The 21,176-nt window shown below is 49.5% G+C and carries 24 protein-coding genes; all 24 read left to right on the top strand.

The features are described from left to right. Positions 1-84 precede the first annotated feature (84 nt). Positions 85-969 (top strand): flagellar hook-basal body protein, encoded by an 885-nt coding sequence (locus LAJLEIBI_RS17155; protein WP_006443413.1) that lies wholly within the window; start codon positions 85-87, stop codon positions 967-969. A 55-nt stretch (positions 970-1,024) separates the two neighbouring features. Next, positions 1,025-1,228, top strand: a complete 204-nt coding sequence (locus tag LAJLEIBI_RS17150) for a flagellar FlbD family protein (protein WP_006443412.1) — start codon at positions 1,025-1,027, stop codon at positions 1,226-1,228. Positions 1,229-1,230: 2 nt separating this feature from the next. Continuing rightward, positions 1,231-2,055 carry a motility protein A gene (locus tag LAJLEIBI_RS17145; protein ID WP_006443411.1) on the top strand — a complete coding sequence of 275 codons (825 nt, stop codon included), beginning with the start codon at positions 1,231-1,233 and terminating at the stop codon, positions 2,053-2,055. A 17-nt stretch (positions 2,056-2,072) separates the two neighbouring features. Further along, entirely contained in the window at positions 2,073-2,840 is a 768-nt protein-coding gene (locus LAJLEIBI_RS17140) for an OmpA/MotB family protein (protein ID WP_006443410.1), read from the top strand. A gap of 38 nt (positions 2,841-2,878) precedes the next feature. Next, positions 2,879-3,889: a flagellar motor switch protein FliM gene (locus tag LAJLEIBI_RS17135; protein WP_006443409.1), complete on the top strand. Its 1,011-nt coding sequence runs from the start codon at positions 2,879-2,881 to the stop codon at positions 3,887-3,889. Between the two features lie 56 nt (positions 3,890-3,945). Then, a complete protein-coding gene (locus LAJLEIBI_RS17130) occupies positions 3,946-4,305 on the top strand; it encodes a response regulator (RefSeq protein ID WP_006443408.1) in 360 nt (119 codons plus the stop codon). Between the two features lie 24 nt (positions 4,306-4,329). Continuing rightward, on the top strand, positions 4,330-4,773 hold the full coding sequence (flgC, locus tag LAJLEIBI_RS17125; RefSeq protein ID WP_040435096.1) for a flagellar basal body rod protein FlgC: 444 nt from the start codon (positions 4,330-4,332) through the stop codon (positions 4,771-4,773). Between the two features lie 34 nt (positions 4,774-4,807). Further along, positions 4,808-6,190, top strand: a complete 1,383-nt coding sequence (fliN, locus tag LAJLEIBI_RS17120; protein WP_006443406.1) for a flagellar motor switch protein FliN — start codon at positions 4,808-4,810, stop codon at positions 6,188-6,190. A gap of 13 nt (positions 6,191-6,203) precedes the next feature. Next, entirely contained in the window at positions 6,204-6,554 is a 351-nt protein-coding gene (locus tag LAJLEIBI_RS17115; protein ID WP_006443405.1) for a flagellar biosynthetic protein FliO, read from the top strand. Next, complete coding sequence (gene fliP, locus LAJLEIBI_RS17110) at positions 6,551-7,213, top strand: flagellar type III secretion system pore protein FliP (RefSeq protein ID WP_006443404.1); 663 nt, start codon at positions 6,551-6,553, stop codon at positions 7,211-7,213. Before LAJLEIBI_RS17115 ends, fliP begins: the two co-directional genes overlap by 4 nt. A 15-nt stretch (positions 7,214-7,228) precedes the next feature. Continuing rightward, the gene (locus LAJLEIBI_RS17105; RefSeq protein ID WP_006443403.1) at positions 7,229-7,492 is read left to right on the top strand and encodes a flagellar biosynthetic protein FliQ; all 264 of its coding nucleotides are present in this window, start codon (positions 7,229-7,231) and stop codon (positions 7,490-7,492) included. Between the two features lie 12 nt (positions 7,493-7,504). Next, on the top strand, positions 7,505-8,278 hold the full coding sequence (fliR, locus tag LAJLEIBI_RS17100) for a flagellar biosynthetic protein FliR (RefSeq protein ID WP_006443402.1): 774 nt from the start codon (positions 7,505-7,507) through the stop codon (positions 8,276-8,278). 16 nt (positions 8,279-8,294) lie between these two features. Then, positions 8,295-9,356: a flagellar biosynthesis protein FlhB gene (flhB, locus tag LAJLEIBI_RS17095; protein ID WP_006443401.1), complete on the top strand. Its 1,062-nt coding sequence runs from the start codon at positions 8,295-8,297 to the stop codon at positions 9,354-9,356. A gap of 3 nt (positions 9,357-9,359) precedes the next feature. Then, positions 9,360-11,429 carry a flagellar biosynthesis protein FlhA gene (gene flhA / locus LAJLEIBI_RS17090; RefSeq protein ID WP_006443400.1) on the top strand — a complete coding sequence of 690 codons (2,070 nt, stop codon included), beginning with the start codon at positions 9,360-9,362 and terminating at the stop codon, positions 11,427-11,429. Between the two features lie 9 nt (positions 11,430-11,438). Beyond that, positions 11,439-12,263 (top strand): sigma-70 family RNA polymerase sigma factor, encoded by an 825-nt coding sequence (locus tag LAJLEIBI_RS17085; protein WP_006443399.1) that lies wholly within the window; start codon positions 11,439-11,441, stop codon positions 12,261-12,263. Further along, a complete protein-coding gene (locus LAJLEIBI_RS17080) occupies positions 12,244-12,996 on the top strand; it encodes a flagellar hook-basal body protein (protein WP_006443398.1) in 753 nt (250 codons plus the stop codon). The genes LAJLEIBI_RS17085 and LAJLEIBI_RS17080 overlap by 20 nt, the downstream gene beginning before the upstream one ends. A 15-nt stretch (positions 12,997-13,011) precedes the next feature. Then, complete coding sequence (locus tag LAJLEIBI_RS17075) at positions 13,012-13,722, top strand: flagellar hook-basal body protein (RefSeq protein ID WP_006443397.1); 711 nt, start codon at positions 13,012-13,014, stop codon at positions 13,720-13,722. Between the two features lie 19 nt (positions 13,723-13,741). Continuing rightward, a complete protein-coding gene (locus tag LAJLEIBI_RS17070) occupies positions 13,742-14,368 on the top strand; it encodes a chemotaxis protein CheC (protein WP_006443396.1) in 627 nt (208 codons plus the stop codon). A 4-nt stretch (positions 14,369-14,372) separates the two neighbouring features. Further along, entirely contained in the window at positions 14,373-14,843 is a 471-nt protein-coding gene (locus LAJLEIBI_RS17065) for a chemotaxis protein CheD (protein ID WP_006443395.1), read from the top strand. A gap of 101 nt (positions 14,844-14,944) precedes the next feature. Further along, entirely contained in the window at positions 14,945-15,859 is a 915-nt protein-coding gene (locus tag LAJLEIBI_RS17060) for a chemotaxis protein (RefSeq protein WP_006443393.1), read from the top strand. After that, positions 15,859-17,184, top strand: coding sequence for an EAL and HDOD domain-containing protein (locus LAJLEIBI_RS17055; RefSeq protein WP_006443392.1), 1,326 nt, complete (start codon positions 15,859-15,861; stop codon positions 17,182-17,184). The genes LAJLEIBI_RS17060 and LAJLEIBI_RS17055 overlap by 1 nt, the downstream gene beginning before the upstream one ends. A 33-nt stretch (positions 17,185-17,217) precedes the next feature. Then, positions 17,218-17,991: a ParA family protein gene (locus LAJLEIBI_RS17050; protein ID WP_006443391.1), complete on the top strand. Its 774-nt coding sequence runs from the start codon at positions 17,218-17,220 to the stop codon at positions 17,989-17,991. A gap of 15 nt (positions 17,992-18,006) precedes the next feature. Next, positions 18,007-18,669 carry a late competence development ComFB family protein gene (locus LAJLEIBI_RS17045; RefSeq protein ID WP_006443390.1) on the top strand — a complete coding sequence of 221 codons (663 nt, stop codon included), beginning with the start codon at positions 18,007-18,009 and terminating at the stop codon, positions 18,667-18,669. An 86-nt stretch (positions 18,670-18,755) separates the two neighbouring features. Further along, positions 18,756-21,161: a flagellar filament capping protein FliD gene (gene fliD, locus LAJLEIBI_RS17040; protein ID WP_006443389.1), complete on the top strand. Its 2,406-nt coding sequence runs from the start codon at positions 18,756-18,758 to the stop codon at positions 21,159-21,161. Positions 21,162-21,176 lie beyond the last annotated feature (15 nt).

The following is a 21,176-nucleotide window of genomic DNA, read 5'->3' as shown; positions in this document are numbered from 1 at the left end:
GGACCATTACGGAGGCTTGGCCTTATGTCCGAATGACAGAGGCGCGTATGGCAGAGAAAACAGAAGAGAGGAAGTACAAAAGAAATGGTCAAATCAATGTATGCCGCGATCGCAGGCCTGCGGTCGCATCAATCAAAAATGGACGTGATCAGTAATAATATCGCAAACGTAAACACCTGGGGATATAAATCCAGGTCGGCAAACTTCCAGGATGCCATGTATCAGAACGTGATCAACAGTACCGCGGGCAATGTTAACGCAGGGGGAACGGGAGGACAGAACAGTTCCCAGCTTGGTTATGGTGTCAACGTCGGTTCGATAACAACGAATTTCACGACAGGAAGCTGGGGATTCACAGGGGACCCGCTGAACTGTATGATAAACGGCAACGGATTTTTTATTGTCGGCCCGATGATCGCAGATCCGACAGACGGAATAGCTTCAAATAACTTTGCAACGAGTGGTCTGTCTCTGTCCAGAGTAGGTATCTTCTCCGTAGACAATAACGGATATCTCATAGATGACGGCCGTAACTATGTGTACGGCTTTACACAAAATGCTGACGGCACGTGGGATACAGATGTTTTAAGGCCGCTGCAGATACCAAATGATGCCACTGGAGAACAGTACAAGATACAGACTTATAAGATCGGAACAGACGGAACGATCACAGGTATTACATTTGACAAGGAGCAGATCACGATCGGAAAACTTGCGCTGGCGGCGGTCGAGAATCCAAACGGCCTGGAACAGTCTGCCGGTTATCTTTACAGCGCGGGACCAAACGCGGGGCAGATAACGGCGGTTGAGGGCGATTACTTCTTAAGTAATTATCTCGAAATGTCCAATGTAGAGCTTGCCAGCGACATGGCGTCCATGATCACGACACAGAGAGGGTACCAGGCCAACTCAAAAATAATCACAGTTACAGATGAGATGCTGGAGCAGCTTGTCAATATGAAACGTTAACAGAGCAAGCCGCGGGGAGTGATTCCCCGCGGGACTGCCACAGGAGGGGACAGAATTGATAGAATTAACAAAACTAAACGGGGAGCCGGTGTTGATCAACTCGCGTCAGATCGAGTACATAGAGCTTATTCCTGAGTCCAAGATAATCATGATGAACGGTAAGTACCATATCGTGAGGGAAGATAAAGACGACATTATCAAAAAGGTCATCGTCTTCAATAATCAGTGTATTAATTATCCGCGGAATGAGGAGGTTTAGAAATGGATATAACCACATTGCTGGGCGTTGTCGGCGGATTCGCCTTTATTGTCAATGCGATCATGCAGGGAGGAAAGATCGGAAGCTTCATAGATGTAGCAAGTATTATGATCGTAGTTGGAGGCACCCTCTGTGCCGTGATAGCCAGCTTCCCGTTTAATATGCTGAAGAACGTCGGCAAACACTTTACGAAACTGCTGTCCAACAAGAAATTCCAGGTGGAGCCTGTGATAGATATGCTGGTGGAATTCGCGCAGCTGGCGAGAAAGAACGGGCTTCTTGCGCTGGAGGAGAAAGCAAATCAGCTGGACGACCCGTTTTTCAAGCAGGGCATCATGCTCGTTGTCGATGCCATGGAGGCCGATAAGGTGAGGGAGATGCTGGAGACGGAGGTCGACAGTATGAGCCAGCGGCACGAGGAGGAGATCGCGATATATGAAAAAGCAGCCGGTTATGCCCCTGCCTTTGGTATGATCGGAACACTTGTAGGACTTATAAACATGCTGAAGAGCATGGATCTGTCCCAGGGTTCTTCATCTACACTCGGTGAGAGTATGGCGACCGCGCTGGTCACGACATTTTACGGCTGTATCATGGCCAACCTTATGTTTATGCCGATCGCAAAGAAGCTGCGCATAAGGAATGAGGAGGAGATCCTGTACAAGCAGATCATTATCGAGGGCGTTATAGGAATACAGTCAGGGGAGAATCCAAAGAACCTGAAAGAGAAGCTTGTATCACTGCTGCATCAGCAGAAGCAGGCTAAGATCATGGACGGTGAAGAAGGTAAAGGCAAGAAGCCGAAGAAAGAAAAGAAAAAGAAGTAGAAGGGAGTGTGGATACAATGAAACGCAGGCAGAAAAGTCCGGAGGAAGGCTCCGACTGGATGGGAACTTACGGCGATATGGTGACATTGCTGCTTTGCTTTTTTGTATTGTTGTACTCTATATCTTCCGTAGACCAGGTGAAGTGGGAGAACCTGGTAAAGAGTATGAACCCGGAGGCGGCCGAACCGTCGCAGATCGTCACAGATACGATGGAAAAAGAGGGCACGGAGAATGTACCGGGTGCCAATACAACAGAGATAGACCAGAAATTTGACGAGATGTATGACAATCTTCTGAAGATGCAGGATGCGTCCGGTGAGGTGGCAGATATACAGATAGCCAAAGGCGACGGATATCAGTTCATTACTTTTAAGGACAATGTGTTTTTTGACGGTGACAGTTATGTTCTCAGAGATGAAGGGAAGTCGGTTCTGGATACATTTTCCTCTGTTATTGCGCCTGCGTCAGATGCGATAAAGGAGATCCAGGTGCTTGGCCACACGTCTCAGGCCGAGCCGAATATACCAAACGAAGTCATGACAGACCGGGTATTGTCGGCCACGCGCTCTGCGGTCGTAGTTGCCTATGTGCAGCAGAAGAACATCATTGAGGCGAAAAAACTGGTAAGCGCAGGATATGGACAGTTCCGCCCGATCGACACGTTTGATACGTTCGAGGGCAGGGCCAGGAACCGAAGAGTGGAGATCCTGATCACAAAGACAGGGTCTGTAGAACAGACGCTGGATGAATATTACAGCCAGGTCTATAAAAACGAGGGGAATTAACATACAAGACCGGGGAAATAAACAACAGGAGTGTGGCTATGGCAGAAGTATTATCACAAAGTCAGATTGATGCGTTGCTGAATTCTATGATGAACAGTGACGCAGCGGAAGAGCCCAAAGAGGAGAAACCGGAAAAGAATTGGAAAAAATATGATTTCAAGAGTCCAAAGAAGTTTACAAAAGATAAGCTGAAGCTTTTGAAGGGCATTTACGATAACTACGGCAGGCTTGCGTCCTCCAGATTAAACGGTGTTCTCAGAACAGCCTGCGAGATGGAAGTCCTGTCTGTGGAGGAGCAGAGGTACTTTGAATTCAGTAATATACTGAGCGAAAATGACGTCATGATGATGCTGAACTTAAAGCTGCCCGATGAGTCCAAAAATCCGCCCATGATGATCCATATAAGCCAGAAACTTATGGTGAATATGATAGACCGTATGCTAGGGGGAACAGGGGATGACGACGATGTGGATTCATCCTATACATATTCGGAGATCGAAAGCGCGCTGTACAAGAAGGTAATGAAATATCTGCTTGATATCACAAGGGATGCCTGGGGCAATTATATCAAAATAAATCTCGGAGACCAGCGGCTTGAGGAGAATCCCGGACTGTTCCAGGAGATCAGCCTGGATGAGCCGGTCGCGATCGTGCTGCTGAATGTCAAGATGCAGAATATAGACGGACGGATCACCATATGTATTCCGGGAAATCTGCTGATGAATATATTCAATATCATTGACAAGCGCAAGCATGTGGACGGCCTGTATGACGAGGGCATTGCCAACAGCAGGGAGCTTATCATGACACGGCTGAACCGGAGCACGATGGAAATAAAGGCTGAACTTGCCGAGGCACAGCTCAGCATGAAAGAGGTGTGCGGTCTGAAAGTAGGGGATGTCATTGACCTGAACAAGTCCAGGGAATCAGATGTTGTCTTATATGTGGAAGAACAGCCGTGGTTTAGAGGAAAGCTAGGCGCACACAATAAAAATGCTGCAGTAAAAATAAAGCAGTGCATACAGGAGGAAGCACCGGCAGATAAATAATCTGCCGTGTCAATATAAAAAATACTAACGATTATTGAGGAAAGAGGTAAAAAATAATGGCAAAAATCATGGTGGTAGACGATGCGGCATTTATGAGGATGATGGTGAAGGACACCTTGTCCAAGGGAGGTTACACCGATATCTGCGAAGCGTCCGACGGAGCGGAGGCGCTGCAGATGTACAAGGATGAAAAACCGGCACTGGTACTGATGGATATCACGATGCCAAACATGGACGGGCTGGAAGCACTGAAAGCGATCAAGGCCTTTGATCCCGGCGCGACTGTGGTCATGTGCTCAGCGATGGGGCAGGAGACGATGGTAATTGAGGCGATCAAATCCGGCGCAAAAGATTTCATTGTCAAACCGTTCAAGGCAAACAGGATCCTGGATACGGTATCGAAGATCATCGACTAGTTTATTAAGAAGGGGGAGACACATATGTCTTTTTTGAGTTCTTTGAATATCAGCGCTTCAGGTATGACGGCGCAGAGACTGAGGCTTGACATTGCGTCTGAAAATATTGCCAATATTGAGACGACCAGGACGGAGGACGGGACGCCTTACCGGAGAAAAATGGTGGTGCTTGAGTCCAGGAAGGAAAACTTCCGCTCGGTACTGGGAAGGGCCATGAGCGGGCAGAACAGTGCGAACCGGGGCGGAGTGGCCGCGGCTGCAATTATAGATGACGATACAGAACTGAAGGCTGTACTTGACCCGGAACATCCGGATGCGGATGAAAACGGATACGTTAGGATGCCCAATGTGGACATGATTAAAGAGACAACAGATGCGATGGCGGCTACCAGATCTTATGAAGCGAACATTACTGCTTTTAACGCGGTGAAATTAATGGCGCAGAAAGCCATGGAAATTGGGAAATAGAAAGGCTTAACGTTTGCCGGAAAGAGAGTTAAAAATGGACGTAAAGAAACTGAGTACGATGGAAATTGACGCTATAGGCGAGATCCTTAATATAAGTCTCGGGGCATCTGCAACAGCCATTTCTACAATGCTGGATGCAAGAGTAGACATAACGACGCCAATCGTACAGGTCAGAAACAAAGAAGAATTTGAATTCGGTAATCTGGAACCTGCCGTAGGGGTAGAGATCATATATATCGAAGGGCTGACAGGCAGCAATATCATGCTGCTGAAGAGAAATGACGTGCGCGTTATTGTCGAGATGCTTATGGGAATGGAGATTCCCGAGGAAGAATTTGAGCTGGATGAGATGAACATAAGCGCTATCTGCGAAGTGAAGAATCAGATGATGGGCGCGTCGGCGACAGCACTTTCAGAGCTTCTCGGCAAGGCGGTAAATATATCGACGCCGGTGTCTTTTGATATAGAGAGCCCGGAACAGTTCAAGGAAAAGTATTTTACAGAAGAAAGCCCGATGGTTGTGATCGGCTTTACACTTCGTATCGCAGATAAGATGGAAAGCGAGTTCATGAACCTGATGCCTATCGGGCTTGCAAGGGAGCTTGTGGCAGGCTTCTTTTCTGATGGTACACCGGAGCTTCCAAAGGAGGAGACGGTGGTTCTTCCGGAGGAAGAGACAGTGACGGCCGCCGCCGTATCGGAACCGGTCCCGGCAGAACCGGCCGCGGCGATGCCGGAGGCCGGCCCGGAAGCCGCGCAGGCGCCTGTGGCAGCCGGGACTGTACCGGAGCCGGAAGCTGCCGCGCCTTCTGCCGGCGCCGCTGTTTCAGAACCTGCGCCTCAGGCCGGTCTGATGCAGGATACAGAAGCGCCGGCAGACATACCGGTTATGCCTCAGGCAACGCCTCCGGCGGCCAATCCGGCGGTACAGGCAGCGCCTCCGGTGAGCGCCGTACAGCCGGCAGGAACTGTGGCGGCTGCCGATCCGCAGTTTATGAATTCCATGACACAGATGATGGACCTTATGAGACAGCAGCTTGAGATGCAGCAGGTGCAGCTTCAGCAGATGAAGCAGACACAGGCTGCGGGACCGAAGAAAATAAAAGTCAATCCTGTGTCACAGCCGAACCTGGAACAGAGCGCGGAGGAGACGGAACTACAGGAGTCCAATCTGGAGCTGATCATGGGAGTTCCGCTGGAGGTATCCGTTGAGATAGGAAGGACGAAGAAGCTTGTGAAGGATGTGCTTGAGCTCAACAAGGGATCTCTTGTCGTGCTGGATAAGCTGGCGGGAGAGCAGGTGGACCTGTTCGTAAACGGACAGTGTATTGCCCAGGGCGATGTAGTCGTGGTGGATGACAACTTTGGGATCAGGATCACGGAAATACTGGCGGATGAAATACCGCTGGCACAGTAGGGGTGTGTAAGTTATGCTGAATGGATTTTTTACAGCCGCCGGTACGCTTCTGATCGTAGTGCTCATACTTTATCTGGCCTACGTGTGTTCAAAATATGTCGCAAAGACAGGAAAGATGAAAGGTTCTTCCAGATATATCCGGATGGTGGACCAGATCGGGGCCGGCCAGGACAGGACGATCGCGGTCGTTCAGACCGGCAGAGGATATCTGCTTCTCGGGATCACCGCAGCGCAGATCACGGTGCTCAAAGAGCTCGGGGAAGAAGAACTTGAGGAGATAGAAAGTCCTGCCGGCCAGAGTACGGAGTTTACAGACTTCAGATCGGTGATGGAGAAAATTGGGAAAAGGAAGCGAAGTGAATGAATACAGGGGCATTAGTTAACATCAACGGAGGTCAGGTGCCGACGTTAGAGATACTTGTAATGATGACGGTTGTGATGCTTCTGCCTTCCATTGTTGTGATGATGACTTCTTTTGTCAGGATCATCATCATCCTTTCTTTTACGAGGAACGCGATCGGAGTGCAGCAGACGCCGCCAAATATGGTTCTTGTCGGAATTGCGTTATTTCTCACACTGTTCATTATGGACCCCGTGATAAAAGATATCAATACAGAGGCCTATGAGCCGTACAAAAACGGAGAGATCGCACAAGAGGAAGCGCTGGACCGGGCAACCGTGCCGATGAAGAAATTCATGCTCAAACAGACAGAGGTGAGCACGCTGAACCTGTATGTGGATATGGCGGGGATCGAGGAGAAGACAGCGCCGGAAGACCTTCCGATGCGGGTGGTCATCCCATCCTTTATGACGAGTGAACTCAAAAGAGGATTTATGGCGGGACTGCTTTTGTTCATACCGTTCCTGCTCATAGATATCATCGTGTCGAGCACGCTTATGTCAATGGGTATGATCATGCTTCCGCCGGCGACCATCGCACTGCCGTTTAAGCTGCTGCTGTTCGTGACACTTAACGGATGGGAGCTGCTGTTCTCATCTATCGTACAAAGCTTTAACTACTGACGGGAGAATTAGAAGATGACAACAGGTGAAATTGGCGATTTGATGTATCAGATGTTCATACTGGCCGTGAAGCTTGGAGGCCCCATATTACTTATCAGTATGATCGTGGGGATCGTGATATCCATTCTCCAGGCCGCGACGCAGATCCACGAACAGACGCTTACATTTGTGCCAAAACTGATAGTGATAGGAATTATTCTGGTGATAACCGGAAACAGTATGCTGAAAATGCTGCAGGAATTTACGCAGCAGATATTCCGGTTCATTGCCGAAGGTTAGGAGAACATACATATGTTACTTGCAGGTACACCGGAATTTCTCGTGTTTACGCTCGTCCTGATGAGAATGTCCGGATTTGTATTTCTCAATCCGATACTGGGGAGAAAAAATATACCGGCAGTCTTTAAGACCGGGCTGGCGCTTGTTCTTGCGCTGGTCGTCTATCCGCAGGCAGAGCCGGCGGGAGAGGAAGTGACTTCCGCGGTCGTGTATGCCGTACTTCTTCTGAAGGAATTTGCGCTTGGATATCTGCTCGGGTTTGTCATGCAGCTGTTTGATATGGTGGTCTCTTTTGCAGGCTCTGTCATAGATTTTCAGATGGGGCTTTCTATGGCAACCGTATATGATGCCCAGAACGGAACGCAGATCGCGCTGACGGGAAATATTTTACAAATATATTATCTGCTCTTATTTTTTGCGGTCGACGGTCATCTGGCGCTGCTCAAGATACTGATGACGTCCCAGGATATCGTGCCCTATGCGGCGCTTAAGCTGGGAACAGGTTCCGCCCAGGCGGTACTGCAGATATTTACAGAGTGCGTCGTGCTGGCGGTAAAGCTCGCTTTCCCTATCATTGCATTTGAATTCCTGGTGGAAGTGGCAACCGGACTTCTGATGCGGATCATCCCGCAGATCAACCTGTTTGTCATGAGCATACAGCTGAGAGTGATCATAGGGCTTGCGATGATGGTATTTTTGATATCTCCGGCGGGTGACTACCTGAAAGGGATCATCTCTCAGATGATGCAGGGACTGCAGGACGTATTGAGGACAGTAAACATATAGAAGGATGTGATGGATATTGGCAGCGGACTCAAAAACTGAAAAAGCCACCCCCAAAAAGCGCCGTGATGAACGGAAGGAAGGAAACATCTTCCAGAGTTCGGATGTAGTCAACGTCGTGTTTGTATTCCTTTCTTTCTATATATTAAAGCTTATCTTTCCGGGCATATATGAGACTTCCGGGAATTTTATGAAAAGATTTATAAGCCTGGCGGGAAGTATAACGGACCTCTCAGGGCAGTCTGTGGGAAAGTATGGAATGGAATTTTTGTCAGCCGCCGCAAGAACGGTGCTGCCGTTTGCCTGCATCTGTATGGTGACGGGGATCGTCATGCACGGGATACAGACGAGATTTTTGTTTACTTCCAAGAATTTCCGTCCCAAGCTGAACCGTATCAGTCCGCTTCAGGGAATCAAAAGAATCTTTGCTCTTAAAAATGCCATCGAGCTTGTAAAGAATCTGCTGAAAGTAATCGTACTTGTCGCCATCATATATACGCTGCTTAAGCAGGACGCGGTGAATGTGATCCGCACGATGGATATGAGTATCAGTGCCTCGGCGGCGTATACGTTCGATATGATCATATCTATGATATTGCGGGTTTCCATGGTGTTCGCCGTGATCGCGTTTCTGGATTATCTGTTCCAGTGGTGGGATTATGAGCGGAAGATCAAGATGTCCAAGCAGGAAGTGAAAGAGGAGTTCAAACAGACCGAAGGAAATCCTGAGATCAAGGGAAGGATCCGCGATATACAGAAGCAGAGGGCCAGAAGCAGAATGATGCAGGCGGTTCCGAACGCGGACGTTATCATAAGAAACCCTACCCACTTTGCGGTTGCGCTGTCTTATGACACGGAAAAGAATAATGCTCCGGTCGTAGTTGCCAAAGGAGTAGATGAGCTGGCGCTCAGGATCGTAAGAACAGGGGAGGAGAACCATGTGGCTGTCATAGAAGACAGGCCGCTGGCGAGAAGTCTCTATGCAGAGACAGAATTAAACCGGGAGATACCGTCGGAGTATTACGGCGCTGTTGCAGAGATCCTGGTATATGTATATAAGCTGAATAAAAAAATGAGGTAAGACATGAAACGAATTTTGAACAATGCGGTAGCTGCCTTAGTGATAGTTATTGTATTACTTATGATTATTCCCATGCCTCCGTTTTTACTGGATGTCATGATTATTATAAATATTTCTTTGTCAATGATTATATTGCTTATCAGTATGAACATAAGGGAGCCGCTGGAATTTTCCGTATTCCCGTCTCTCCTGCTCATAACGACGCTGTTCCGCCTGGGCATCAATGTATCGTCAACAAAAAATATTCTCACAAACCAGGGAAGCGCGGGACAGGTCATAAAATCGTTCGGTGACTTCGTGCTGCAGGGTAATGTCATTGTCGGCTTCATCATCTTTATGATCATTGTGCTCGTGCAGTTTATCGTCATCACGAAGGGCGCGGAGCGTGTGGCTGAGGTTGCGGCCAGGTTTACGCTGGATGCCATGCCCGGTAAGCAGATGGCGATCGATGCGGATCTGAGTTCCGGTCTCATTACGGAACAGGAGGCGAGAACGAGAAGAAACAAAATACAGCGGGAAGCTGATTTCTACGGCGCCATGGACGGCGCCACAAAGATCGTCAAAGGTGACGCGGTGATGTCGCTGATCATCACCTTTATCAACCTGATCGGAGGTTCCGCCATAGGGATCCTGCAGTCAGGTATGGCATTCTCAGATGTGCTGTCCGTCTATTCGATAGCAACGGTAGGTGACGGGCTCGTATCACAGATACCGGCGCTTCTCATATCCACATCGACGGGTATGATCGTGACCAGGGCCGTATCGGAAGGCAGTCTGAACGAGGATGTATCAAGACAGTTCCTTGCCCAGCCGAAGGCGATAATGATGACCGGCGGGGTTCTGCTCATCCTCATGCTCGTTCCGGGAATGCCAAAGATACAGCTTGTGCTTCTGGCGGTTCTTTTCCTCCTGGCGGGATATCAGATCTCAAAGAAAATGCAGGAGCAGACTGTGCTGGAAGAGGCGGCGGCCCGGCAGACGGCAGATATGGACGCTGCCGCGCCTGCTACGGAAGAAGAATATTACAGAGATATCAATAACATATACAACCTGATTGGTGTAGAGCCGATAGAGATGGAGTTCGGATACAGCCTCATCCCGCTCGTGGATGAATCAAGCGGAGGAAAGATGATCAACAGAATTGTCATTTTCCGCAGGCAGTATGCCCAGGAGATGGGATTTGTCATTCCTTCCGTCAGGCTGAGAGACAGCTCGAGTCTTAACACAAACCAGTACATTATTAAGATAAAGGGCGAAGAAGTAGCCAGGGGAGAGATACTTGTGGACCATTACCTGGCGCTGGAACCGGCGTCTCCGTCCGGTGAGATCGACGGGATAGAGACGATCGAACCTGCATATGGAATTCCGAGCAAATGGATACTGCCTGAGAATAAAGAGATGGCAGAAATATACGGTTATACGGTGATCGACCCGCTTTCTGTCATGCTGACACACTTATCCGAGACGATCCGGCAGCATGCATATGAGCTGCTCAGCAGGCAGGAGGTAAGCCTGCTGCTGGACAATGTGAAAAAGACTTCGGCCGAGCTTGTGGACGAGGTGGTGCCGGGGATCATCTCACACGGCAGTCTCCAGAAAATACTCATAAGTCTGCTGAAAGAAGGAATACCGATCAAAGATATGGAAAGTATCCTCGAAACGATCGCAGACGCGTCGGGAGCCGGGCTTGACATCACCAGTGTCACAGAAAATATACGCTCCGCGCTGAAGAGAACGATCACAAGAAAGTTCTGTGAGGGAGGGCAGATGCGTGTCGTAACGCTGGATGCGGGACTGGAAAAACTGCTTGTGTCGAGTATGGCCAAAAGTGACCAGGGAGTTTATCTGGCGGTAAGTCCGGATATTATGCAGAGCATGCTTACACAGATAGGAGAGCAGATGAAGAAATTTCAGGAACTTTCCCAGGATACGGTCATCCTGACAAGCCAGGTGATCCGTCCGTACCTTTACCGGATGCTGGAACAGTTCTATCCGTCGGTATACGTACTGGCTTTCAATGAAATAGCAGATAACATACAGATACAGGCAGTGGGAAATATAAGAAAAGAGTAGGGGTTGCGTATGGTACAGGAAGAGAAGCGGAAAAAGAATCTGGCGGACCAGACGAATGAAGAACTTCTTGAGCTCTACCGTAAGACAGGGAGTCTGGAGGTCAAGCAGGAAATTGCACTCAGGTATCTGTATATCGTCAAGAGCATTGCGGTACAGATGCGCAATGTATATGCCGGATTCAGCCAGGTGGAGGATATCGTCAATGAGGGCGTCATCATGCTTATGAAGGCGATCGACAAATATGAGGCGGACAAGAATGCAAAGTTTGAGACTTATGTATCAAAACGGATCCGCGGAATGATCATAGATATTGCGAGAAAGCAGGACTGGATACCGCGCACGGTGAGAAAGAGCTACAGAGATATAAAAGAGGCGTCTGCCGTGTTCTATTCCGAGCATGGAAGGGAACCTGAGGCGGAGGAGTTGTCGGAACTGCTTCATATGGACATAGAGAAATTCAGAGATATTATGGGAAAGGCAAGCCTGTTCTCGGTCCTGTCGCTTGACATGGTACTGGAAGAGACGAAAGAGCAGTACCGGAGCATACAGATACCGTCAGACAAAAAAGAGGAACAGCCGGAGGCACATCTGATGGACAAGGAGTTCCGGCACATGCTCGCGGACGGGATCCGCAGCCTGAAAGAGAACGAACAGACTGTGATATCGCTGTATTATATGGAAGAACTGAATATGAAAGAGATCGCAGGCATCCTGCACGTAAGTGAACCGCGGATCTCCCAGATACATGCAGGGGCTATCAGAAAACTAAGAGAATACTTTACTGAAAAAACAAAATTAGAAAGGGAGGGGTATCATGTTTCAGGGGTTTTATAATCTTACGTCAGGAGTTCTGACGCAGACGAGACGGATGAACGTTATAAGTAATAATATGTCCAACGTGTCAACGCCGGGATATAAGCGCGACCAGTTTGTGTGTAAGACGTTCAAGGAGGAGATGATCTACCGCAGCGGGAATAAAGATAAGAGCAGTCCCGCGCAGCTTGGTACAATGAACCGCATTGTGGCAGCGGACAGAAACTATACTGATTTTGCGGCAGGGGGGTATGAGTCGACGGAAAGTCCTCTGGACTTTGCCATCGGCACATCCGGTTTCTTCCGCATCCAGTCCGGGAATGGGACGGTATATACGAGAAACGGTTCCTTTTCACTTGATAACAACGGCTATCTGGCCCTGCAGGGTGTCGGGAGAGTGCTCGGACAGAACGGACCGATCTATCTTGGCACAGATAAGATAAGAGCAGACCGTCTCGGCAATCTGTACAGTGAAGACGGCAATAACTTCCTGGGGCGTCTTTCTGTTGTGGACTTCCAGAATTATGACGAAGAACTGACGAAGACGACCGGGGATGTATACACGTCAGCCGGCCAGGGGACGGCAGTTAACGCGGATGTGGTGCACAAAGCGCTGGAAAGTTCTAATGTAGAGCCGGTGAACGAGATGACTCAGATGATGGCAGGAGAGAGAGCGCTGCAGAGCAGCGCGCAGGTGCTTAAGATGTATGACCAGATCATCGGAAAAGTAGTTACCCAGCTTGGACCGGTATAGTGAGGAGGGAATAAAATGAACACATCGTTTTATACAGCGTCCCGCGGCGCGAGGACGCAGCAGGATAAGTTAAATGTCATATCGAATAACTTCGCCAACGTAAATACATACGGATATAAAGCCAAGAGTTCTGTATTTCAGGATCTGATGTATTATAACATGAGAGCGGGAGAAGGTGTGGCCACACATCTGACGTCGGGCACGGGGACCGTGCTGGACCATACGAACACCAATTTTTCACAGTCGGGACTCGGGGACGGTATCGGCGGATATGACTATGCCATATCGGGCGACGGCTTCTTTATGCTCAGAGATCCTGTGACGAACGAAATAAGCTATACGCGCAATGGACACTTTTCCCTTTCCCGAAGGGCGGACGGTTTCTATCTGGTGACGGATTCCAACAAGCTCGTTCTGGACGAGGGGCAGAATCCGATCAGAGTGCAGGGCGGAACGCTTCAGGGCCGGCCGGGCGTGTACAGCTTTGCAAGTACAGACGGGATGCAGAGCGCCGGGGACAATGAGTTCGTCCCTGTCGCCAAAAACGGCGCCCCTGTGCTGAACAGGGAGGCAAAGCTGCTGGAAGGATATCTGGAACTGTCCAATGTGGACATGGCACAGGAGATGGCCAATACGGTCGAGTCGTCGAGGGCGTACTCGTATGTGCTCAAGATGGTTCAGTCATCAGACGAGATAGAGCAGACAATAAACAGTCTCAGAGGCTAAGTACAGGAAGGCGGATATTATGGAAATCAAACATTATGATGATATGGGAGAAATAGGAATGGACGTGATGAGAGAGGTGGGGAGCATAGGTACGGGCAATGCGGCCACCGCGGTCTCCGGCCTGCTCAATACAGACGTCAGGATCACACTCCCGGATGTGGAGATACTTGGATTCAACGAGGCGGCAGACTTTCTCGGTCAGCCCGAGGAGATGGTGGCTGCGGTTCTCGTGCAGATGTCGGGAGATCTGAAGGGGATCATGCTCTTTCTCCTGAAGCTGGACTTTATCAACGCGGTGACGGAGACGATTCTCGGATGTAAGATCGAGGACTATTCCGAGATGGACGAGATGGCCGTATCGGCGGTGACCGAGGTGGGAAATATTATCATTTCTTCTTATGTCAACGCTCTGGCAGGGCTTTCAGGCATGGAAATAAACCTGTCGGTGCCGGCTGTCTCCATCAATATGCTCGGAGGGATCTTGAGCGTTCCAATGATCGAATTTGGATATGAGACAGATAAGATCATGATGATAACAGGCAACTTTATTCTGGGCCATCACAAGCTTGAGAGCAGTCTGCTGATGCTCCCGGATATTGAGTCGCTGAATAAATTATTAAAGAAGCTGGTGAACATAGGTGAATAGAGAGATGAAAGTCGGCATTGCCGATATGAAGATAACCCGTCAGGAGGGTACGCTGATCACGTACGCGCTTGGTTCCTGCATCGGGATCAGTTTCTATGACCCCGGGATCAAGCTGGCTGCCCTGCTGCACATTATGCTTCCCGAGTCTAAAAATCCTGCCGAGCCGCAGGTGTATAAATTTGCCGACACCGGGATCCGGGAGACGCTGCGCCGGATGGCCGTGTTCGGGGGAGTAAAAAGCCGCTATGTCTGTAAGATCGCGGGCGGCGCAAAGATGTTCGAGGTGCAGGGAAACAGCAGTCTTGCCAATATCGGGCAGAGAAATATAGAAAGTGTGCGCAGTATTTTGAGAAATGAGCAGATCCGCCTTACGAGGCAGGAAGTCGGGGAGAATTATGCGAGAACAATGCTTGTGGACGCGGCGACAGGAAAAGTGACCATACGTACATTCGGGCGGCAGGAGATTGTCATGTGATCATCCGTTATCAGATGAAGGAGTTATGCCGATATAATATATAAAGGGCGCGCAGCCCGATCTATTGAAACAGACAGGACAGGAAAGCGAGGAGAAAAAGTATGGCGAATACGGAAATCTTGTTGGAATCAGGCACAAACGAAATAGAAATCATGGAGTTTACGATCTACGATGAACTCTATGGAATAAATGTGGCAAAAGTCAGAGAGATCATGATGACTGACAAAATAAAACCGGTGCCCCATTCCCACGATGCGGTGGAGGGGATATTCAAGCCGAGGGATATCATGCTCACGGTCGTTGACCTTCCGTACTATCTTACCGGACGCACGACAGTACCGCAGCCGAAAGATTTGTTCATGGTCACCAACTTTAACCAGATGCATATTGCCTTCCGGGTACATACGGTGGTGGGCATCCAGAGAATTTCCTGGGAAGACATAAAGAAACCGGACAAGACATTAAACGGCGGCGAGGAGGGTCTGGCAACGGGAATCGCCCAGTGCGGGAAAGAACTTATAACGATCCTTGATTTTGAAAAAATTGTCGCCGATATAGCGCCGGAGACCGGAATACAGCTGGAGGAAGTGGAAAGCTTTGCAGGCAGGAACAGAAGTGAATATTCTATAGTGCTAGCGGAGGATTCCGTACTGCTGTCCCGTATGATAGAGACTGCGCTGACGAAATCGGGATATTCCCAGATCCATAAGTTCAACAACGGGCAGGAGGCGTGGAATTATCTGTCACAGGTGAGAAATGAGGACGTGCTGGACGATAAAGTGAGTCTTATAATCACTGATATTGAGATGCCTCAGATGGACGGGCACAGATTGACGAAACTGGTAAAAGAAGATGACAGGCTGAAAAAGATTCCGCTTATTATCTTTTCATCACTGATCAACCCGGAGATGGAGATTAAGGGGAGGGAACTTGGTGCGGACGAGCAGTTGTCCAAACCCGAGATAGGACATCTTGTTGCAGTCATGGACCACTTGCTTCAGAGAGGAAGAGAATAATGGACAGATGTGTTGTTAGACAGGCGATCAAAGAGACAATGACCGGAAATATAATAGGCTATGAACTGCTGTTTCAGGGAAGCGACGACAGTTTTTACGATGAGCCGGAGACTTCTGCGGCAGACATGATATCTAATTTCCTTATGAATAACAGCAATAAGTTTGTCAGTGACAAGATAATGTTTATCACATTTACGCCGTCACTGTTATTTAGAAATACACCGAAAATGTTTGAACCGGACAAGGTGATCATTCAGATAGAGGATAACCTGATCATCCATCCTCTTGCAACGCCTTTTATTAAAAAATACTGCGAACTTGGTTATCAGTTTGCCATCAACAATTTCCAGTTTTCACAGAAATATATGGAGATGCTGGAATATGCCAAATACATAAGGATCAATCTCTCTCAGGCGGAAACGACGGAGACGGAGAGAGGTAAAAAATCAGTCGAAAATATCGTGAGTATGGCGCAGGGGACCGGTAAAAAATGCATTGCGACCGGTGTGAACACGAAAGAAGTATATGATTACGCCGTAAAACTGAAAGTGGATTATCTGGAAGGAAATTATGTAGCCAAGACGCTGGCCAGCAAAGTAGACAAGGTAAAATACATGCAGGGCAACTTCTTCCAGCTCATGGTCGCCGTATCGGAGGAAGAGCCTGATATGGAGGAGATCGAGCAGATCGTGAGCCGGGACGCCGGTCTGACATACGCGCTTTTAAAGCTTGTCAATTCAGCGTACTTTGCCCTGAGACGGAGGACCGCGTCCATCCGTCAGGCGCTCGTCACCCTCGGCATCACCCAGCTGAGGCAGTGGGTGTATATGCTCAGCTTTGACAGCAAGGGGACAGACAGCAGCTCTGAAGAACTGCTTAAAATATCCTTCCTTCGGGCGACCTTCGCGTCGGAGCTTGTAGGATATATAAAAGACTGTCCTATCAATAAGACAGACGCCTATCTGATCGGGATGTTCTCTACGCTTGAGTATATGGTAAATGCGACGGAAGAGGAGATACTGGAAGAGATACCGGTCAGCGCCGAAGTGAAAAACGCGCTCGTGGCACAGGAAGGAACGGCCGGGAAGATATACAGCCTGCTGCTGGCTTACGAGCGGGCGGACTGGAAGCAGAGCAAAAAGCTGTCGGAGAGTCTGGGCGTGCCGACCTATCTGCTTGCGCAGACGTACATTGACTGTGTGGATGAAGTAAATGAAATCTGGAAGGGACTGACAACGGAATTTGAACGGCCGGGAGAAGAACGCCGGTTCATGCACTTTGACGATTCCGACGACAGGGAACATCTGGAAGATGTTCTGTACTAAAGTGAAATTAAGCATACTTGGAGGTAATTGACTGTGGCAGTATCAATCGTGTTAACGAATCAAAAAGGCGGAGTGGGGAAGACGACGACTTCCGGAGCCATCGCGGCCGGCCTGTCTGAGAGAGGAAAAAAAGTCCTTTCAGTGGACCTGGACCCTCAGGGAAATCTTGGATTCAGCCTTGGGATGGATATAGAGGACGGACATACGATGTATGAAGTGCTGAAGAAGGAGATACGTGTCCGGGACGCTGTCCGCTCTACTGAGGAATATGGCGATGTACTGACATCAAACATCCTTCTGAGCGAAGCCGAGATGATCCTGAAAGGGGAGAACAGACAGATGATCCTCAAGCAGGTGCTGGAGGATGTGAAAGACGATTACGACTACATAATCATTGACACGCCGCCGTCTTTGAACATACTGACCGTCAGCGGCTATGCGGCCGCAGATTATCTCATCATACCTATGGCTGCCGAAATACTGAGCCTGGTCGGCCTCGTACAGCTGAAAGAAACAATAGAAGCAGTTCAGAACTCGGTAAACCCGGACCTTCATGTACTTGGCATCCTGCTGACAAGGTTCAGCAGGAGAACAAATCTTGCAAAGGATGTACAGGAGATGGCGGAGACGGTCGCTTCCCAGATCGGGACGGAGCTGTTTGGTTCCAGGATACGCACCGGCGTGTCGGCAGCAGAAGCGCCGGCCCATGGAAAGAGTGTCTTTGACTATTCTCCCCGGTCTAATCCGTCAAAGGATTACCGGGAATTCATAGAAGAAGTGTTGAATAAAATCGAGAACGAGGCATAGGAGGGTGCAGACACGATGGCAAGAAAGACGAATAAGACGGATCATGTATTGAATTTACTGTCCAGCGGAAACGACAAGAGTAATACAGAAGACAGCAAAGCAGCGAAGCCGCAGCCTCCGGTCGAGCCGGATAAGATGGCTTCTGTATCGGTCGTGCAGCCGTCTTCGGAGAAAGAACAGCTTGCGGACGCGATCAGACTGTCTCTGGAGGAAGAGCTGGAGAAAACGCAGGAGCCGGAGACAGGAACTGACGGGAAAGAAGAAGCGCAGACCGAAGACAGGACAGAAAAAGCGGCCCAAGAAAAGGACGAAAAGCAGGAAAACAGACAGCCGGAAACGGAAGACGCGCAGAAGCAGGAAGCGGTTCCGGAAGAGAAAAAAGAGGAAGAACCGGGGGAAGATCTGGACTTCGCATATGTGAATGTGATGGAGACCCTTGTCCAGGACAGGGTGCTTGAGTATATGGAGCAGTTCGGCGTCTGCACCTGTCCGCGCTGCATTGCGGATACGTCGGCGCTTGCGCTCACGCAGCTTACGCCAAAATATGTGGTGGTGAGCAAGGAGGCTATCTCCCCGCTTATGAACTTTTATACGAAAAAGTATGCGGGCCAGATAACGGTGGAGATCACTAAGGCATGTATACAGGTAGGCGATGTGCCGCATCATTCCAGGAAATAGGCGGGTATACTTAACTATCGCGGCAGGTGTGCCGATAAATAATATTATAATGTAACAGATGGATATTTTTTGTGAGGAGTGGTGATATGGCATCTATCAGCGGATTAGGAAGTACGAGCCTTAACAGTACGTCCAGCCTGCGCGGCTACGGAGGGCTGGCCAGCGGACTGGACCGGGACACATTGATTGAAAATATGACTTATGCGACACGGAGCAAGATCGCGGCACAGAAGCAGAAAAAGCAGACGTATCAGTGGATGCAGGAAGCGATCCGCAATATCACAGGCAAAGTGTACGAGTTCAGCAATACATATACGTCGTACTCATCGTCGTCCAACCTGCTCGGAAGCAAGCTCTTTTCCAGGAACCAGGTGACGGCGCTCGGGGCAAACAGCAGTTACTTGTCTGTATCCGGCAGCAGCGTATCTGCGGATACGATCTCCATACTCGGTGTAAAGAGCCTGGCGCAGGACGCGAAGATGACTTCGTCAAACGCCGTGTCAAATCAGATCATGCAGACCGGGGGGATAAGCAACGATCTTTCTGTCGAGACGGAAGCAGACGTGGTATCAGGAGAATCACTGTTCATAAAATATGGGACGAAGATGTATTCAGTGACTTTGAACAGAGGTGCGGAATATGACTACAGCACGCCGGAGAAGACAGCGGAGTCCATGAATAAGCTACTGTCCAACATCTCCATAGGAAACGGGAAGACACTCGGGGATGTGATGGAAGTAAAAGAGAATGCAGGCAGGATGAGCTTCATCAGTAAGGATACATCCGGCAATGAGCTTAAGCTTGCAGGCTCCACCGGAGACTTGCTGACAGACCTGGGATTTATGGCCGCGGGAGAACGATTTGAACTTCTGCAGGACGCAAGAACAGTCATCACAGCAGACGGCCTGGAGGCGGTGGAAGACGCGCAGGTCACACAGACCATGTCTCTGGCAAAACAGCTGAGCGGAAAGCAGATAAGCTTTTCCTATAATGGGTCGATCAAATGGATCGAACTGGATGAGTATGACGACGCGAGCACGTTAGATGACGTCAAAAACGATCTGCAGTCCAAGCTGAACGAGGCGTTCGGCAGGGGCAGGATCGAGGTCGGCCTTGCGGCGGATGCCGGTGACGGCTCAAAGTCACATCTGACGTTCAAGACGACACTTCCGGGAGGCGGAGATGACAACAGTTCTGTATTATCCATGACCGCCGCCGACAGAGGAGTTCTCGGCAATCACAGTGTCTTCGGCGTCCAGGGCGGAGAATCCAACCGGCTGAACCTCTCAGCAAGTCTGGCAGATTCAGGACTTGTGCGGGGCGGCGCAGTCGATCCGGGAAGAGGCATGACGATCAAAAATGCCGGGGGAACAGAGATAGATCTGAGGGACTATGGATTGGATTGGAACAGTTCCGTCAGTGAGATCATAAATAAAGTAAATGAGACAAAAGAGCTGGGCATCAAGATAACGTACCAGTCCAACGCGGACCGGTTTGTCGTACAGTCCACGGAACAGGGGGCCAGCGGTGAGATAGACTTATCCGGAAATCTTGCAGACATTATGTTCGGCACAAGGGGCACCGACTATACGACAGAGGATGGCAAAGACGCGGTCATTCTCGTAAAATATGCCGGATCCGGCGAAGAGATGGAGATCACCCGGGGAAGCAACAGTATGACGATCGACGGGCTGAACATAACCTTAAAAGGCACGTTCGGGTATGACAGTTCCGGCAATCACATAAGCGATACGGAGGCCGTCACGTTTGACGCACAGGTCGACGTGGAAAATACGGCAAAAGTAGTAAAGGAAATGGTGGAGGCCTACAACGAGATCGTGAAGCTGATCAACAGCGAGGCAAGCCAGAAGCCAAACCGTAATTATAAGCCTCTGACGGACGAACAGCGGGATGAGCTGAGCGAAAGCCAGATCGAAAAGTGGGAGACAGAGGCCAAGAAGGGACTTTTGTTCAACGATACCGATGTGAGCGCGTTTGCAGACGGGCTCCGGTTCATCATACCGTCGGAGATGCGCTCTCAGTTTGAAAAGATGGGGATCACAGTATCCACGAACTATGCGGACAATGGCAAGATCGTATTTGATGAAGAGGCATTTAAGGCGGCCCTTGGTGAGAACCCGGATGCAGTCCGGGAGGCATTTTCCAAAGAGCCCGAAAAGAGAGAGGACGGGACAGTCAGCCAGGGTGGTCTTATGACCAATATGAAGACGATCATGGACCGTTATGCATCCATGACAGGGGCTACAAAGGGAATCCTGGTAGAGCGGGCAGGCTCTGTCTATGCACCGACTACCGTACTGAAGAACGGACTGCAGAAAAAGATCGACGACGTCGACGATTACATAGACCGGCTCACGGATAAGCTTAAAACGGAGCAGGACAGGTATATTTCCCAGTTTACATCGCTGGAGACGCTCATATCCCAGATGAACTCCCAGAGCAGTTATCTCAGCTCCATGTTTGCGCAGTAGGAAAGAAAGTGAGTC

The organism is [Clostridium] hylemonae DSM 15053 (genome assembly GCF_008281175.1).
Classification (GTDB): domain Bacteria; phylum Bacillota; class Clostridia; order Lachnospirales; family Lachnospiraceae; genus Extibacter; species Extibacter hylemonae.
This window is presented reverse-complemented; position numbering and strand designations above follow the sequence as displayed.